Origin of the sequence: Bizionia hallyeonensis, from assembly GCF_042657385.1 — a bacterium.
Lineage (GTDB): Bacteria > Bacteroidota > Bacteroidia > Flavobacteriales > Flavobacteriaceae > Algorimicrobium > Algorimicrobium hallyeonense.
The window spans coordinates 498,868-514,795 of sequence record NZ_JBHSLA010000001.1 but is presented as its reverse complement, the minus strand read 5'-3'; the positions used below and the strand labels follow the sequence as shown (position 1 = coordinate 514,795).

The 15,928-nt window shown below is 34.2% G+C and carries 17 protein-coding genes; 10 read left to right on the top strand and 7 right to left on the bottom strand.

All coding sequences use genetic code 11. The features are described 5' to 3' along the window. Positions 1–45 precede the first annotated feature (45 nt). The 8 genes from ACFPH8_RS02330 (at position 46) to ACFPH8_RS02295 (ending at position 7,621) form a co-directional block, all read left to right on the top strand. Positions 46–1,473 carry an oligosaccharide flippase family protein gene (locus tag ACFPH8_RS02330; RefSeq protein WP_376858305.1) on the top strand — a complete coding sequence of 476 codons (1,428 nt, stop codon included), beginning with the start codon at positions 46–48 and terminating at the stop codon, positions 1,471–1,473. Between the two features lies 1 nt (position 1,474). Further along, complete coding sequence (gene dut, locus ACFPH8_RS02325) at positions 1,475–1,909, top strand: dUTP diphosphatase (RefSeq protein WP_339632963.1); 435 nt, start codon at positions 1,475–1,477, stop codon at positions 1,907–1,909. A 155-nt stretch (positions 1,910–2,064) separates the two neighbouring features. Then, on the top strand, positions 2,065–2,262 hold the full coding sequence (locus ACFPH8_RS02320; protein WP_376858304.1) for a GIY-YIG nuclease family protein: 198 nt from the start codon (positions 2,065–2,067) through the stop codon (positions 2,260–2,262). 43 nt (positions 2,263–2,305) lie between these two features. Then, on the top strand, positions 2,306–3,322 hold the full coding sequence (locus ACFPH8_RS02315) for a sugar phosphate nucleotidyltransferase (protein WP_376858303.1): 1,017 nt from the start codon (positions 2,306–2,308) through the stop codon (positions 3,320–3,322). 41 nt (positions 3,323–3,363) lie between these two features. Then, positions 3,364–4,725, top strand: coding sequence for a tetratricopeptide repeat protein (locus tag ACFPH8_RS02310; protein ID WP_376858302.1), 1,362 nt, complete (start codon positions 3,364–3,366; stop codon positions 4,723–4,725). After that, positions 4,725–5,501, top strand: coding sequence for a lipoprotein insertase outer membrane protein LolB1 (gene lolB1, locus ACFPH8_RS02305; RefSeq protein ID WP_376858301.1), 777 nt, complete (start codon positions 4,725–4,727; stop codon positions 5,499–5,501). Before ACFPH8_RS02310 ends, lolB1 begins: the two co-directional genes overlap by 1 nt. A gap of 2 nt (positions 5,502–5,503) precedes the next feature. Continuing rightward, positions 5,504–6,730, top strand: coding sequence for a murein hydrolase activator EnvC family protein (locus tag ACFPH8_RS02300; protein WP_376858300.1), 1,227 nt, complete (start codon positions 5,504–5,506; stop codon positions 6,728–6,730). A 114-nt stretch (positions 6,731–6,844) separates the two neighbouring features. Then, positions 6,845–7,621: a hypothetical protein gene (locus ACFPH8_RS02295; RefSeq protein ID WP_376858299.1), complete on the top strand. Its 777-nt coding sequence runs from the start codon at positions 6,845–6,847 to the stop codon at positions 7,619–7,621. Between the two features lie 12 nt (positions 7,622–7,633). On the opposite strand, the gene ACFPH8_RS02290 is transcribed toward ACFPH8_RS02295, so the two are convergent. The 3 genes from ACFPH8_RS02290 to ACFPH8_RS02280 form a co-directional block, all read right to left on the bottom strand. Next, entirely contained in the window at positions 7,634–8,143 is a 510-nt protein-coding gene (locus tag ACFPH8_RS02290) for an acyl-CoA thioesterase (RefSeq protein WP_339632975.1), read from the bottom strand. 234 nt (positions 8,144–8,377) lie between these two features. Beyond that, complete coding sequence (locus tag ACFPH8_RS02285) at positions 8,378–8,668, bottom strand: GIY-YIG nuclease family protein (protein WP_248396748.1); 291 nt, start codon at positions 8,666–8,668, stop codon at positions 8,378–8,380. Positions 8,669–8,832: 164 nt separating this feature from the next. Then, positions 8,833–9,774: an HU domain-containing protein gene (locus tag ACFPH8_RS02280; RefSeq protein WP_376858298.1), complete on the bottom strand. Its 942-nt coding sequence runs from the start codon at positions 9,772–9,774 to the stop codon at positions 8,833–8,835. A 104-nt stretch (positions 9,775–9,878) separates the two neighbouring features. Here ACFPH8_RS02280 and dprA point away from each other — a divergent pair, with 104 nt between their 5' ends. Next, complete coding sequence (gene dprA / locus ACFPH8_RS02275) at positions 9,879–10,982, top strand: DNA-processing protein DprA (RefSeq protein ID WP_376859097.1); 1,104 nt, start codon at positions 9,879–9,881, stop codon at positions 10,980–10,982. Positions 10,983–11,048: 66 nt separating this feature from the next. Here the strand turns inward: dprA and trpS are convergent, their stop codons facing one another. Continuing rightward, positions 11,049–12,017 (bottom strand): tryptophan--tRNA ligase, encoded by a 969-nt coding sequence (trpS, locus tag ACFPH8_RS02270; RefSeq protein WP_376858297.1) that lies wholly within the window; start codon positions 12,015–12,017, stop codon positions 11,049–11,051. 112 nt (positions 12,018–12,129) lie between these two features. Here trpS and ACFPH8_RS02265 point away from each other — a divergent pair, with 112 nt between their 5' ends. Then, on the top strand, positions 12,130–12,861 hold the full coding sequence (locus tag ACFPH8_RS02265) for a lysophospholipid acyltransferase family protein (protein WP_376858296.1): 732 nt from the start codon (positions 12,130–12,132) through the stop codon (positions 12,859–12,861). A gap of 92 nt (positions 12,862–12,953) precedes the next feature. On the opposite strand, the gene ACFPH8_RS02260 is transcribed toward ACFPH8_RS02265, so the two are convergent. The 3 genes from ACFPH8_RS02260 to ACFPH8_RS02250 are packed head-to-tail and all read right to left on the bottom strand — an operon-like array spanning position 12,954 to position 15,852. Next, on the bottom strand, positions 12,954–14,870 hold the full coding sequence (locus ACFPH8_RS02260) for a hypothetical protein (protein ID WP_376858295.1): 1,917 nt from the start codon (positions 14,868–14,870) through the stop codon (positions 12,954–12,956). Further along, the gene (locus ACFPH8_RS02255) at positions 14,870–15,412 is read right to left on the bottom strand and encodes an RNA polymerase sigma factor (protein WP_376858294.1); all 543 of its coding nucleotides are present in this window, start codon (positions 15,410–15,412) and stop codon (positions 14,870–14,872) included. Before ACFPH8_RS02255 ends, ACFPH8_RS02260 begins: the two co-directional genes overlap by 1 nt. A gap of 26 nt (positions 15,413–15,438) precedes the next feature. Then, positions 15,439–15,852: a hypothetical protein gene (locus ACFPH8_RS02250; protein ID WP_376858293.1), complete on the bottom strand. Its 414-nt coding sequence runs from the start codon at positions 15,850–15,852 to the stop codon at positions 15,439–15,441. Between the last annotated feature and the right edge of the window lie 76 nt (positions 15,853–15,928).

Here is a 15,928-nt window from a genome sequence, read left to right as displayed (position 1 = left end):
AGTCCTATATTAAAACCCTATATTTAGCACTTCAAATATGGAAACTTGGGTACTATAAAAACCTTCTTTAAGGATACAATTATTTATGGTTTGGCAACAGTCCTGCCCAGACTCATGAATTTTATTTTAGTACCACTTCATACCAGTAAACTAGTTACTTCTAGCTATTCTGACAATACAACCTTTTATGTTTATGCCGCTTTTTTCAATGTATTATTAACATACGGAATGGAAACGGCTTTTTTCAGGTTTTTCAATTTAAGTAACGAAAAAAATAAGGTGTTTTCTACGACACTTATTAGTTTAACAGTAACAACCGTTATATTTTTAATTGCTGTAATTGTTTATAGTGAACCATTGGCAGACTTGGTAAATTTAAATCAAACATATTTTAATTTATTACTTGGTGTTTTGGTATTAGATGCACTTGTGGTAGCACCATTTGCCTATTTAAGAGCCACAGGAAGACCCATTAAGTTTACAGCTATTAAACTATCCAATATAGCCGTTTATGTAGTTTTAAATTATTTTTTCCTTTGGGCAATTCCTAAATTTAATATCCATTTTCCAGGATATAATAAGGATGATTTAGTTCAATACATTTTTATTGCAAACTTATTAGCAAGTATTACAACACTATTATTATTAGCACCATATTTCTTTAAAACAAAACTACAATTCAGTAAAACTATTTTCAAGCAAATGCTCAATTATGGTTGGCCTATTATGGTAGCCGGTTTAGCATATGTCATAAATGAGAATTTTGATAAATGGCTGCTGCCTGAACTTCTTGGTAAATCTATAAATGGTGCTTACAGTGGTTGTTATAAAATTGCCGTATTCATGACTATTTTTATTCAAGCATTCCGGTTAGGAGCAGAACCCTTTTTCTTTAATCACGCCAAAGAATTAAACGCCAAGGAAACCTATGCTAGAATCATGAAGTACTTTGTTATTTGTGGTAGCTTAATGTTTGTGTTTACAGTGGCTTTTCTCAATATCTTTAAAGAACTTATAGTTAGTGATCCATCCTATTGGATAGCCATAGATATTGTTCCCATCGTGCTTTTAGCAAACTTATGTTTAGGTATTTATTTTAATTTAGCTATTTGGTATAAGCTTACTGATAAAACACGTTTTGGTATGTATTTTTCACTAATTGGTGCTGTAATAACGATTGCTTTTAATTATATAATGATTCCGCGTATTGGGTTTATGGCATCGGCTTGGGCAACATTAGCAGCCTATGGAAGCATGATGATAATTTCCTATCAAATAGGGAAAAAGCACTATCCAGTTCCTTATGATATCATGAGAATCAGTAGTTATTTGGTTTTGGCAACAGTTATTTCTGCAGTTTCGTATTTCAGATTTAACGAGAATTACTACGTCAGTACCATTTTAGTTTTAGTATTTTTGGGAATCGTTTATATCTCAGAACGAAAAGATATCAAACAATTATTAAAATCATAATATGACAATTAAAATCATTAACAAATCCAATCACGCCTTACCACATTATGAAACCATAGCATCAGCAGGAATGGATTTACGAGCCAATTTATCAGAATCTAGAGTTTTAAAGCCTTTAGAACGAAGCATTGTTGGCACTGGCCTTTTTATAGAATTACCAGTTGGTATTGAAGCGCAGGTAAGACCACGAAGTGGGTTAGCTGCAAAAAAAGGAATTACGGTTTTAAATGCGCCTGGAACAATTGATGCCGACTATAGAGGCGAAATTGGTGTTATTTTGGTTAACCTATCAAATGAAGATTTTACCATAGAAAATGGCGAACGTATTGCGCAATTAGTTATTGCCAAACACGAACGTGCCGAATGGATGACCGTTGATGAACTATCTGAAACCGATAGAGGGTCAGGTGGTTTTGGGAGTACAGGAGTGAAATAACAAATTCTTGCGAAAGCAGGAATCTCTTATTCGATAATTATAAAAAATTGGACAGTCTCCATCATCACAACCAAACCAAATGGTGTTTTGTATATTGGTATAGTTGATAATATTGAAGAAAGCGTAAAAGAGCTTAAATTAAAAATTATCTAAAATTGTTTACTGCAAGATTTAATTGTGATAAACTGTTTTATTTTGAAGAGTTTGAAAATGGAAGTGAAGTAGGAATACGAGAAAAACGATTCAAAAAATGGAAAAGAGAGTGGAAAATAAAATTAATTAAAGAAATGAATCCAAGTTGGCCAGATTTAAATGACAACTGGAATTTGAACTATAATTCTTATAGAAATTAAGTGTAACCATAAAAAGATACCACGTACAAGGCGTGGCTTAATTATGAAAATAATAGTACCCATGGCAGGACGAGGTTCTCGTTTGCGGCCACATAGTTTAACAGTACCAAAACCATTAATACCCGTTGCTGGTGAACCTATTGTTCACAGATTGGTAAAAGATATTGTAAAAGTTTTAAATCAACCCGTTGAAGAAATTGCCTTTGTATTAGGCGATGCTGCATGGTTTGGTGATGATGTTGTAAGTAGTTTAAAAGCTTTAGCAGCCTCTTTAGGCGCCAAAGCATCTATTTACCGTCAAGATGAACCGTTAGGGACAGGTCATGCCATTATGTGTGCTAAAGACTCCTTATCGGGACCAACCGTTATTGCTTATGCTGATACCTTAATTCGTGCCGATTTTAAACTAGATCAAGAAGCAGATTCGGTTATTTGGGTTAAAAAAGTAGATAAACCTGAAGCCTTTGGCGTTGTAAAACTGAATGATAATAAAGAAATCGTTGAACTGGTTGAAAAACCAAAGTTCTTTGTGAGCGATTTAGCCGTTATTGGCATATACTACTTTAAAGAAGTCAGCGTTTTAAAAGAAGCCTTGCAATTCGTGTTAGATAATAATATTGTTAATGGTGGCGAATATCAAATTAACGATGGTATTAAACGTATGATGGCAGATGGAAAAGTCTTTAAAACAGGTCAAGTGGAGGAGTGGATGGACTGCGGAAATAAAGCTGTTACCGTTGAAACAAACGCACGCATGCTAGGATTTTTAGAAAAAGATGGCGAGGAATTAATAGCATCTGATTTAAAAATTCAAAACTCTAAAATCATTCAACCTTGTTTTATTGGTGAAAATGTTGTGCTTAAGGATTCTACTATTGGCCCAAATGTATCTATTGGAAATAATTGTACTATTGAAGCATCAACCGTTAAAAATAGCTTAATTCAGAATCATACCTCTATAAAAAATGCTAATTTAGACGAAGCTATGATTGGAAATCATGTAACTTTTAATGGCGAATTCAGCAAAATAAGTATCGGTGATTATTCGGTTTTGGAGTAAATTTTGAATTGTCATTCTGAACATCGTGAAGAATCTCACAAATGAAACAAAAGTTAAAAATAGTTTTCTTTTTCTTCGGAATGTTATGCATACCGCAGACAAACTATGCGCAAATAGATTATAATAAAATCAATCAAGATGATTTAGGTGATGTAGAAGATTTACAGCAAGAGTATTTCTTTGAGGCCTTAAAACAAAAAGGGATTGAAAACTATGATCGGGCGGCAAAAGCGCTACTTAAGTGTATTGAATTAGACGATTCTAAATCCGTTTACTATTACGAGTTAGGAAAAAATTATAACAAGCTTAAAAATTTTGGCGCTGCAGAAGATGCGCTTAAAGATGCCGTTAAAATGGAACCCGATAACGAGTGGTATTTGGATGAACTTTATGAAGTGTACGCCCAACAAGACGATTATGACAAAGCCATAAAAGTCGTGAAGCAACTGGTGCAATATCATCCAGATTATAAAGAAGATTTAGCAACCCTTTACGTTAAAACCAAAAACTATAAAAATGCGTTAAAAGTCTTGGATGAAATGGATGCCGAACTTGGCATTTCCATGACACGAGATGTCATAAGAAATCAGATTTATGAAATTACCGGTAAAAAAGAAGAACAAATAGAGAATTTGGAAGATCGTGTGGAAGGTAATCCAGATGACGAAACCAATTATCTAGCGTTAATTTATCGCTATAGTGAAAATAACGAAAAAGATAAAGCCTTCGAAACCGCTAAAAAACTATTAGAAGTTAAACCCAATTCGCAATTAGCACATTTGGCACTGTACAAGTTTTATGTCGAAGAAAACAATGCAGAAGAAGCAATTGCGTCTATGAAAATAGTTATTCAAAGTCCACAAATAAAACCGGAAGCAAAAATGATGGTGTTATCAGATTTTGTAAATTTTGTTTCTGAAAATCCAGAATATGAAGCCGATTTAATTGAAGCTACAGCTCTTGTTACCGAAGATAAAAAAGGAACATCCTCATTGGAAGTTGCGCAATATTATCTTAAAAAAGGGGATAAAGACAAAGCCTTATCGTATTACCAAAAAGCATTGGAAAAAGATTCTGATAACTTTGGGATTACCAGAAATATTTTATTGCTTCACATAGATTTAAAAGACTACGAAAAAGCGCAAACAATGAGTGCTTCGGCATTAAATAAATATCCATCGCAACCTATTTTCTATTTGGTTAATGGTGTGGCCTTAAACGAACTTAAAAAACCAAAAGAAGCCATAGAAACGTTAGAAATGGGTCTAGATTATATTATTGATGACACCAAAATGCAAGCCGATTTCTACAAACAATTAAGCATAGCACACACCCAATTAAACAATACAAACAAGGCAAAAACGTTTATAGATAAAGCCCAACAACTAGAGTCCTCCAATTAATGAATAAAACACGTCATATTTCATGGCTCGTAACGCTCTTATTTTTGGTGGTTATGAGTTGTAAGTCAACCGCCACACTAACGTCTGGTGAAGCCAATTTAACACTTTCCAAAAAAGATGTTTTAAAAGCACATCAAAAAAGTACACCTGATTTTAAAACCATGCAAGCCAAAGTTCGTGTGGTTTATACGGAAGGCACCAAGTCACAAACACATACGGTAAATTTGCGTATGGAAGCGGATAAAACCATTTGGATAAATTCGGCTTTAAACTTAATTCGAGTGATGATAACGCCAGAAAAAGTGCAGTTTTATAACAAACTGGATAATACGTATTTTGATGGCGATTTTAGTTATTTAAGTGATTTGTTAGGTACGGAATTGGATTACCATAAAGTCCAGAATTTACTCTTAGGTAATGCCATTTTCAATTTAGATAAAAACAACTATAACATGTCTATTTATGAAGACGCGTATTTGTTTCAACCCAACGAACAAATAGCGCTTTTCGAGTTATTTTATATTGTTAATGCATCTCATTTTAAGATGAATTCCCAACAGTTGCAACAACCAAGTGAATCCCGATTTTTGCAAGTCGATTATTTGAATTATCAAATTATTGATAAACAAAGTTTACCAGAACAATTAAAAATAATAGCTTTGGAAGGTGACGATGAAACCATCATTGAATTGGAAATAAAATCGGTTAGTTTGAATGAAGAAGTACGATTTCCGTTTAAAATTCCTTCAGGATTTGATAAAATTGACTTAAAGTAATCATGATAAAACCAACGCAAACATATTCTCTAGTATTAGGATTTCTTTTGATGTCTGTTTTAGGCTTTTCGCAAAGTAAAAAGCAACAGGAATTAGAAGAGCGCAGGCAAGCTTTACGTACCGAAATTAAACAAATTAACGAGTTACTGTTTAAGGATAAAACCAAACAGAAATCGCAAATATCGTTGATTGAAGATGTGAATTACCGCGTAAATGTGCGTAAAAATCTCATTCAGGTTACCAATCAGCAAGCCAATTTATTAACGCGAGAAATAAACGACAATCAAAATAAAATTACCGAATTACGGGATGAATTGGAAACACTAAAAGCCAGTTATGCCAAAATGATTGAAACATCGTACAAAAGCAAAAGTGAGCAAAGTCGCGTGATGTTTTTATTATCGTCCACTAATTTCAAGCAAGCCTATAAACGTGTTCAATATTTAAATCAGTATGCCAATTACCAGAAGGAGCAAGGCGAATCTATAAAAGCCAAAACAGCAGAACTTCAAGAAACCAACACCGATTTATTAAGGCAAAAAGCGGACAAACAAAAGCTGATTGAAGAAAACCGCGTTGCACAGCGTGAACTAGAAAAGGAGCTTGTTCAGCATAGGGAGTTAATGGCTTCTATAACTAAAAATTTAACGAATTATACCGCTCAAATAAAGAAAAAGCAACGTGAAGCCGATCAAATTGATCGTGAGATAGAAAAAATTATTCGCGAAGCTATTGCAGCATCCAACAAAAAAGCGGGGAAAACAACAACCGCATCTAGTGGTTTTGCCTTAACACCAGAAGCAGCAGCTTTAGCCAAAGATTTTGTTTCTAATAAAGGTAAATTATTATGGCCTGTTGAAAAAGGGGTTGTTAAAGTCCGTTATGGAAAACAACCGTCTCCATTGGTGCCAAGTGTTATGATACAAAGTACAGGCGTCCGTATTGCTACCGAAAAAAATGCCCAAGTACGGGCTGTTTTTAATGGCGAAGTGTTGCGTGTTATCTCCTCCAAAAACGGAAACCCAACCTTATTAATCCAACATGGTAATTATATTACAGCCTATTCTAATATGGCAAAAATATATGTAAAAAAGGGCGATAAGGTAAGCACCAAGCAACCCGTTGGCGAAGTATTTACTAATCCAGCCAACGGCGAAACCATTTTGAGTTTTAGTGTTTTTAAAGAAACAAAAACAGTAAATCCTGCGGAATGGATTTATAGGATGTAAAATAATCCCTTGGAAAAAAGGGATCTCAAATTAGATAATAGAGTTTAGCGTACTTAAATTATTTTTAAAAACCCTTTTAAATCTATATTTATTATATTGTTCCAAATTTATAACATGAAAAAATTTCTAATAATTGCCATTTTTATTCTATTCACAGGCTGTAGTAGTGATGATTCGGTTGCAGATAATTCATCTCAAGACAATGCACCAAGTGGCGCTTTAATAAAAATAGAAATTTCTCGTCCAAATGAAGATTTTCATTCTAGCACTACGTATTACTTCAATACTGCTGGGAAAGTTGAACGCTCACTTGAAGAAGGGTGGAGTGGTTCACAATATCTACAGGCTACTAATACATATGCTTATAATTCTGAAGGACAAATTTGGAAGGTTACAATTGCCGTTGATAATAGATCTGAATATACGGAATTTAACTTTACTAATGGATTAATTTCTTCTTCCATGAGACATACAGCTGGCGGTAATATTTTACGTACACTTTATAATTATAATGATGAAAATCAATTAATAGATAGACGCTTTTTCAATGCAGATAATGAAGAATCTTCTATATCTATTTTCTCATTTGATACAAATGGTAATATTGAAAGTAGACATGACGAACGTGATTTTGGAACAGAAATTATAGATTATACTTTTGAATATGATTCCTACAATAATCCTCTAAAAACGCCATTTGAAAATCAGGAAATGAACAAAATTGTAGGGCATAACTTTAATAACATTACAAGAAGTACTCGTTCAAATGGATTTTCAACTAGTGAAGTCAATATTGAATATACGTATAATGAAGCAGGTTATCCCCTAACATCAAAAGAATATGCGGACGGTAATTTATCAGTTGAGGTAACCTACACGTATCACGAATAACTCAAGAACTTACTACTCAAACAACGCCTTCAATTCCGTAGCATCATTCGGTTTCATTTTTCCAGCTAAAACCAAACTCAATTGTTTACGTCTTAAGGCTGCTGCGTAGCGTTCTTTTTCTAATTTGGTTTCAGGTTCAATTTCTGGTACTTGAATTGGTCGTCCGGTTTCATCAACAGCTACAAAGGTGTAAATTGCTTCGTTTGCTTTATCGCGTATGCCAGATTCACGGTCTTCAATCCAAACGTCCAAGAACACCTCCATAGAGGTTTTAAATGCGCGTGATACTTTAGCTTCTACGGTTACAACACTTCCTAAAGGAACCGAACGGTTAAAAGCCACATGGTTTACAGAAGCGGTAACCACAATTCGGCGACTATGACGTCTGGCAGCAATACTAGCTGCTCGATCCATACGGGCTAATAGTTCGCCTCCAAATAAATTATTAAGTGGATTGGTTTCGCTTGGTAGTACCAAGTCGGTCATAATGGTTTTGGATTGTTCTGGTGTTTTCGGTGTCATGCGGTCATTTTTTAAATGCGCTGCAAAGGTACTACCAATTTTGTATCTTCTCGATACATCACAACAAAAAAGTCGTGACACTTGAAGTAACGTTCTTCTCGATACAATTTCTCGTTCCTCGAAATCACTCGAAGTGACGGATAGTTTAATTATGATTGTTTTAGTTAGAAGGCTACGTCAGTTCGCGTGTTCATTTGAGCACGGCTCAAAAATGAAAGTATCGAGAACGACAACTCAATTAAATTTCTTTCTAGCTAAATTCGGTAGTTTTTCAAATTCACCGTTTATTAAGGCTTCTTTCTTTACGCGTGACCATTTTTTAATTTGCTTTTCACTTTGAATGGCTAATCGAATATCTGTGAATTCTGCATAAAAAACGAGCGTCAACGGTCGTCTTTTAAAAGTATAGCTATCAAGATGTTTGCCTGTTTGATGTTCTAAAAAGCGTTTTTCTATATTGGAAGTAACACCTGTGTAATAGGAGTCGTCAGCACAATGTAATATGTAGACGTATGATAGTTTCACATTTAAGTACTTGGCTTCTCGATACAATTTATCGTTCCTCGAAATCACTCGAAGTGACGTTTCTTTTTAATTATGGGTATTTGGTTTAATGATTGCTCGTCAGTTCGAGTGTTCATTTGAGCATAGCTCAAAATGAATGTATCGAGAACGAGACCGAAAAAAAACTACTCCTCAATGGCTTTTACCAACAACCAAGCATCTTTATTATGCGTTTTTTTAACGTCACGTAAGGCTTGAAGCGCTTCTAAACGGTCTTCATAACTTGCATAAACCACTTCGTGTAAACCGTATTTATTGGTGCCTATTTTACGAGCTGCATAACCCAAGTCTTTCAGTTGATCCACCTTTTTATCGCTGTTTTCTTCCACACGGAAAGCACCAGCAATAATATGATAATTACCATACTGCTTTTTCACGTTAAGTGTAACAGCCGGCAATGGATTATTAATGACAAATGTCGCTTCTTGAATTTTATTTTCCAATTGGGTGTTGGCTTCCTCTTGTGCTAATTGATTATGTGTTTCAATCTGATTCACATAATAATTAGAAGCTGCAAAACCACCAATAGTTAAAGCAATTAAACCAACAGCAGCATATTTTAAATAGCCACGAGATTGTCGCCTTTGTGTTGTTACAGCAATAGGTACTACTTTTTCAATAGCTTCTACCGTTTCTTTATAAGTTTCACGCGTAACTTCAGGAGAAGTAAATTGAGATAAACCAAACGCATCTGTTAAATAGTTAAAACTATAGGATGGTTCAAATAACATTTTTCCTTCGTTGTTTAATGATAAACTACCAATGTTTTCAAAAGCAATAGTTTCACCTTCAACTAAATAGGATTTTAAGTATTTTACGCGTTTTTTAATTTTTTTAGAAGCTTCTTCGTACGGGATTTTCTCAACATCAGCAATATAACGTGCTAATAAGCCATCATTTTCTTGAATTTGCTCATTAAAAGATAACACCTTTTTTGGTGGATAAAAAGCATGTGTTGTTTCATGAATTGTTGCAGACGTTCTTCGTGTTAAAAACGAGCCAAATTCAGGGACAGTCACACATTCGTAACGGTAAAGTAAATCGCTTATGTAAGGTTCTAATTGCATAGAAACAAAGTTAGGAATTTTTGAATATGAACAAAAAATCTTGCTAACAATTTATTAACATCTGAAAATTTCTTTACTTGTAAGTTGAAAATCAAATGACTACCATGACCGATAATCGCTTATTACATATTTTGGCACTGCAACATGTCCCGTTTATAGGTGATATTACGGCTAAAAAGCTCATTAATCATTGTGGTTCAGTGGAAGCTATTTTTAAAGAGAAAAAACACCATCTCCTTCAAATTGATGGGATTGGCACCCATGTAATTCGGGATTTATTTAATACAAGTCATTTTAAAGCTGCCGAAGCGGAAATGCAGTTTATTACTGAAAGCAATATTCAATGTTTGTATTTTATGGATGAAAACTATCCGCAATTATTAAAACAATGTATAGATAGTCCTATTTTGTTATTCCAAGTGGGAAATGTGAGTTTAGAAAACCAACGTATTATTAGTATTGTTGGTGCCAGAAAAATTACGACTTCTGGGATTGCCTTTTGCAATAAGTTAATTGAAGAACTCGTACCTTTTAATCCCGTTATAGTTTCCGGTTTCGCCTACGGAACGGATATTACGGCACAAAAAGCAGCTATAAAACACGGTTTGCAAACCATAGGATGTTTGGCTCATGGCTTAAATCAGATTTATCCAAAAACACATAAAAAGTATATGGTAGATGTCGAGAAAAATGGCGGGTTTTTTACTGATTTTTGGAGTTCGGATCCGTTTGATAGAAATAATTTTTTAAAACGAAATCGGGTAATTGCTGGTGTGAGTCAGGCAACTATAGTTATAGAATCGGCCGAAAAAGGAGGTAGTTTGGTAACAGCTGATATTGCCAATTCTTATAATCGCGATGTTTTTGCTGTTCCAGGACGCACAACGGATAGCCAAAGTGTCGGTTGTAATAATCTCATAAAATTTCAGAAAGCACATTTGTTATCAAATCCGTTGGATATTCCGTATATGTTGAATTGGGAATTGGAAACCAAGCAAAAACCAACCATTCAAAAACAGTTGTTTGTTGAGTTGGAACCAGACGAGCAGAAAATTTATAATTACCTACAAACGAAATCTAAAGAAGAATTAGATAGTATTGCTATCGATTGTCAAATGCCCACATATAGAGTAGCCAGCCTATTGCTTAACATGGAATTAAAAGGAGTGGTAAGGCCTTTACCGGGAAAGTTATTTGAGATTATCTAACAAATTCCTGCGAAGGCAGGAATCCCATATTGTTAAGGCCAAACCTTTCTAGGTGCCAAATCATTTTTAATACCCAACCTTCCCTCTAACACGTGCAATAACGGCGTTTGCTACTTGACTCGCTTTTTCAGCACCAACTTTTAAAGCGTCATCAATTTCGTGGAGGTTATTCATATAATGGTTATAACGTTCACGTGGTTCTGCAAATTTTTCAACAATCAGTTCAAATAAGGATTGCTTGGCGTGACCATAACCATAATTGCCCGCTTCGTAATTGGATTTCATAGCAGTAATCTCATCATCAGAAGCTAATAAATTATATAGTGCAAAACAGTTACAAGTTGCCCAATCTTTAGGGTCCTCGAGAGCGGTACTATCTGTTTGGATGGACATGATTTGCTTACGGAGTTTTTTATCATCTAGAAAAATATTGATAAAATTCCCGCGACTTTTACTCATCTTTTCACCATCTGTTCCAGGAATTAACATGGTGTTGTCTGCAACTTTTCCGGTTGGTAACACAAATGTTTCTCCCATTTGCGCATGAAAACGCGAAGCCACATCACGTGTGATTTCTATGTGTTGCATTTGATCTTTTCCTACAGGAATAATTTCAGCATCATAAGCTAAAATATCCGCAGCCATTAGCATAGGGTAGTTAAATAACCCTGCATTTACATCTTCTAGTCTGTCGGCTTTGTCCTTAAAACTATGCGCTAACGTTAAACGCTGAAACGGAAAGAAACAGCTTAAATACCATGACAATTCAGTCACTTGAGGTACATCACTCTGTCTATAAAACACGGTTTTTTCAATATCTAAACCAAAAGCCAACCAGGTTGCAGCCGTAGAGTAGGTATTGTGTCTTAATAGTTCAGCATCTTTAATCTGGGTTAGAGTATGTAAATTAGCTATAAACAAAAACGAATCGTTTTCTGGTTTATTTGCCATGTTTATTGCTGGTAAAATAGCGCCTAAAATATTACCTAAATGCGGTGTTCCTGTGCTTTGTATGCCTGTTAGTATTCTTGCCATGCTCATTTCCCATGGAAATGGGAATCTTGTTTTAAGTTCAAATTTGTTTTAATATGTCAAAGGTAATTTTTTTAGTACAAAAGCTCAATTTATTTAAGTAGTTTTGGTCTCCATGACGGTTTTTAAATATATTTTCTGGGTATTTTATCGCATTTGGTTTTATGTACTTGTGGCAGTACCTATTATCATCTTGTTACCTTTATTATTAGTTTCCATACTTAAAGAATCTTGGTATCCTTATTTTTACAGATTAGCGCGACTTTGGGCACGATTTATTTTAATAGGCATGGGATTTAACACACACATTTCTTTAGCCGAAAAGCCAAAACGAAAAGCTAGTTATATGTTTATTGCCAATCACACCTCTATGGCTGATATTATGCTCATGTTAGTAGTGTCCAAAAATCCGTTTGTATTTGTTGGTAAGAAAGAACTGGCTAAAATTCCGTTATTCGGTTTCTTTTATAAGCGTACCTGTATTCTGGTAGATAGAAGTTCTGAAAAAAGCAGAAAAGCCGTATTTTTAAGAGCGCAGCGTCGTTTAAAACAAGGATTGAGTATTTGTATCTTTCCAGAGGGTGGTGTGCCAGCTGAGGATGTAATTTTAGACGACTTTAAAGATGGTGCTTTCAGGTTAGCTATTAATCATCAAATTCCTATAGTTCCTTTAGTGTTTTTAGATAATAAGAAACGGTTTCCCTTTACTTTTTTTAGCGGAAGTCCGGGTAAAATGCGCGCCATTGGATTTCCTTTTATACCAACTGATGGCTTACATGTTGCCGATACTAAAGACCTTAATAAAGAAACGCGCTCACTTATTCTTAACGCTTTACAATCCTATTAAAACAAAAAAAGCTACTCTTGGCACAGAATAGCTTTTTTACTTATCATGCTATTTCAATTTCTTAAAAACAGCATCAATCTAACCAACTAAAATTAAAACTTGTAACTAAAACCTGTATAAACACCTATAATGTAAGGTCTGAAATCACCAGATGTATTTTCAAAACCATTTAATTGGTATTTAAAGGTTGGTTCAAAATTAAATAGAAGTTTATCCGTAAATTTATAATTCAACCCAATTCCTAGATTGGTACTAAAACTCACACTGTTTACGTTACTTGATTCACCTATATAGGTTTTATACTCTTCAAATTCTGAATACACTTCGTTATCATTTAAAAAGAAGGTACTCATCCCACCAATAATATTAACACCAAAGCGGTTATTAACTAATTTATATTCCAATTCTACAGGAACTTCATAATAGCTTAAACGTTGACTAATAGCAGCATTGTACAATTCATTATTAATTTGCTGAAACCCTAAATTATCACCACTAAAGGCACTCAACGTTTGGCTTTCAGGTGCCAAATTAATGTTGCGCAGCGGATTTGTATTATTTGGCGTATTGGTTGTTGGAGATTCATATAGTATAACATTATCCGTGTCGTAACTTAAATTTAAGGAGCTAATTCCGGAGCGAATTGCTAATTTTTTACTAATGGCATAACTTACATTTACACCATAACTGGTATTGGTTTCACCACTTTTAGAATTGGATACAAATTCGTCATCAATATGCGAGCCTTTACCTAACGAATTGTAGTAAACAGGTGCAATGTTTGCTTGAACTTGCCACCTATTTACTAGTTTTCCATCTTCTTCCTTTTCACTAGTTTCTTCGGCTTGAGCAATAGCTTCCTCAATTGAAGGTGATTCACTAACTAGCGAATCACCAACCATTAAGTTTTCCTCTTTTTCTTTTTCATTTTGAGGTGTGTTGCTTGTCTTAGCATTCCAAGCAATAGCATTTTGCGCGCTTGTTTCTTTCAACACATTATCGGTTTCCGAAGTAGAAACGGCACGCTGAACATCAGATGCCGTTTTATTACTTTGGTTCGCGCTGTTGATAGTTGAAGCTACCGTATTATTGTTATTATTTTGTGGTGTTTTAATACTGTTATTTATGGTTTTGTTCGCAGAAATAGCATCAGTTTTAGAACTATTTTTTGAAACTGAATTTGCTGCAATACCTGTTCTGTTTACTGAAGTATTAATTGCGTTTTTTGAAGCTTGAGATTCTTGAACCACAACATTATTTGTAGCTTCAATCGTATTATTTGGTTTAACATTGTTACTTGTGGTATTAGATTGGTTTACCAATCCTTTTGTGTTATGATTTGATGCGGTATCTTGAGTAACAATTCCCTTATTAATAATCTTGGTATTTTGAGTTTTAAAACTATTATTATTAATTGTATTAGGATTCGTAGCGTAATTACTATTGGTATGACTAGCTTTTTTATTATTTCTATTTTCAGAGTTGGCAACGGCTGTATTTCTGCTTGAGGCTGCAATTGCATTATTTAATTTGTCAGAATTTGTAATAGAATCCTCTCCAGAATTTTCACTAGCTATTGGATTACCATTACTATCTATGTCTGTATTCGCAATGCTTTCATTGTTAAATTTTGAGGCCTTATTTGAAGTTTCTTTCGGATCATCAACAACTATATTGTTTTTGTTTGTTGAATTTTCTTCAGAAATATTAGGCGTTTTATTAGAATTTAAAATACCATCACTTGATCGTGTTTGAGTATCTACAATATTTTCATCTGTAGAAACCGGGTTATTTGTGGCAGTAAAAATTACAGAACCAATAGTTACCAGTAAAACTAACACAGCTGCAGCACTAGTTATACGCATCCAGATAGGGAAAGCTGTTTTAGGCTTTTCCGTTTTTAATGGTAACTCGTTTTGAATTTTAGACCACAATTCAGGATTGGGCTTCGCCTCAAAATCCTTAAAAGATTCTTGAAAAATTCTATCTATGTGTTTTTTACTACTCATTATAATGATTGCGCGTTAAAACCCGCTTTATATGCTTCAATTTTATCTTTTAATATTTTTCGTGCTCTAGCCAAATTCGATTTTGATGTGCCATCTGTAATGCGCAATAAATCAGCTATTTCTTTATGCGAATAACCATCCAACACATACATGTTAAAAACCAATCTATATCGGTCTGGTAATTCTTGAATAATTTTTAGCAAAAAATCAAGAGAAATGTCTTCATCATCAATTTCTATATCTTCATCTGCAATGAAATCTTCATGTATTATTTCAAAAACGCCTTGACCTCTATAGCGTTGTAACGCCGTATTAATAGCAATGCGTTTCAACCAACCTTCAAAAGAACCTTTATTATTAAACTGACTAATTTTTTTAAAAATAGTCAAAAACGCGTCCTGCAGATTATCTTCCGCTTCGGCGTAATTTCTTGAATACTTTAAACAAACCGAAAACAATTTGCTCGAAAAGAGCTGATATAATTCGCTTTGTGCTTGAGTATCATGATTACTACATTTTTGTATGAGTTGGTTTAAACTCACATGAAACACATTTAGTTAAACATTAATTAATCGACTACTGGAACTTCAAAAATGATAAATTCATCTTCTCCTGATCCATTGCTACCATGCCAAAATTTAAATACATACGTATTTTCATCTCTACTCGGTTTGAATTTAAATGATTTTTCTACCGTTTCGTTACTTGGTGGACAATCATTATTTTCATTAAATACGGTAGACATTATGGCTATCATCAATCCATCTGATTGTGTTTGAGAATAAATGTCTTTAAAAACATGACATTCTGTTGGCCGTTTGTAGGTTATGAAGATTTCATATTCTTGACCACCAACAAATTCATCTGGAACAATAGCACTTTCTACTGGTAACATGATTACAGTGCTTGCCTGGATATCTTCATCATTAACACTACAGGCTAATGATGCAAGGGCAAACAGGCAAACAAACAATTTTTTCATAATTCGAGGCAAACCTTAAATAGTGTGTTTCATTATATAGATGCACTAAAACACAAAAGGTTGCGTTGGGATATAA

Excerpts from the sequence above, each read along its gene's own strand:
- dut (WP_339632963.1), top strand. The coding sequence starts at position 1,475 with ATGACAATTAAAATCATTAACAAATCCAATCACGCCTTACCACATTAT.
- ACFPH8_RS02315 (WP_376858303.1), top strand. The coding sequence starts at position 2,306 with ATGAAAATAATAGTACCCATGGCAGGACGAGGTTCTCGTTTGCGGCCA.
- ACFPH8_RS02310 (WP_376858302.1), top strand. The coding sequence starts at position 3,364 with ATGAAACAAAAGTTAAAAATAGTTTTCTTTTTCTTCGGAATGTTATGC.
- lolB1 (WP_376858301.1), top strand. The coding sequence starts at position 4,725 with ATGAATAAAACACGTCATATTTCATGGCTCGTAACGCTCTTATTTTTG.
- ACFPH8_RS02300 (WP_376858300.1), top strand. The coding sequence starts at position 5,504 with ATGATAAAACCAACGCAAACATATTCTCTAGTATTAGGATTTCTTTTG.
- ACFPH8_RS02295 (WP_376858299.1), top strand. The coding sequence starts at position 6,845 with ATGAAAAAATTTCTAATAATTGCCATTTTTATTCTATTCACAGGCTGT.
- ACFPH8_RS02290 (WP_339632975.1), bottom strand. The coding sequence starts at position 8,143 with ATGACACCGAAAACACCAGAACAATCCAAAACCATTATGACCGACTTG.
- ACFPH8_RS02280 (WP_376858298.1), bottom strand. The coding sequence starts at position 9,774 with ATGCAATTAGAACCTTACATAAGCGATTTACTTTACCGTTACGAATGT.
- dprA (WP_376859097.1), top strand. The coding sequence starts at position 9,879 with ATGACCGATAATCGCTTATTACATATTTTGGCACTGCAACATGTCCCG.
- trpS (WP_376858297.1), bottom strand. The coding sequence starts at position 12,017 with ATGGCAAGAATACTAACAGGCATACAAAGCACAGGAACACCGCATTTA.
- ACFPH8_RS02265 (WP_376858296.1), top strand. The coding sequence starts at position 12,130 with ATGACGGTTTTTAAATATATTTTCTGGGTATTTTATCGCATTTGGTTT.
- ACFPH8_RS02260 (WP_376858295.1), bottom strand. The coding sequence starts at position 14,870 with ATGAGTAGTAAAAAACACATAGATAGAATTTTTCAAGAATCTTTTAAG.
- ACFPH8_RS02250 (WP_376858293.1), bottom strand. The coding sequence starts at position 15,852 with ATGAAAAAATTGTTTGTTTGCCTGTTTGCCCTTGCATCATTAGCCTGT.